The 247-nt window shown below is 38.9% G+C and carries 1 pseudogene; it reads left to right on the plus strand.

Annotation, left to right across the window (positions count from 1 at the left end):
- Positions 1–247, plus strand: a pseudogene (locus GQ589_RS12115) (hypothetical protein); the annotation flags it as partial.

A 247-nucleotide genomic window follows, 5' to 3' on the forward strand; every position in this document is an offset into this window, starting at 1 on the left:
CTGATATTCTTAGAGTGTTAGAAGGTTATCGCTGGCAAGATGAAGTCACGTTAAAGATCGAAATGAAAGCACAAAATGGCTTAGGCGAACAATATGCTAAAGCTAGGAAAAATGATCCTGAATCCTTTGGGAATAACGTGCCCCAAAAATTAGCTGAGTTACATAAACTGTTTGACCGGATTAAGCCGCGCGATGATTTAACTATTCCAACCACCCCTGGTTTTTGTATGTTTAACAGTTTTATGCA

The organism is Gilliamella sp. Pas-s27, assembly GCF_009795865.1.
In the GTDB taxonomy this organism is placed as follows: domain Bacteria; phylum Pseudomonadota; class Gammaproteobacteria; order Enterobacterales; family Orbaceae; genus Gilliamella.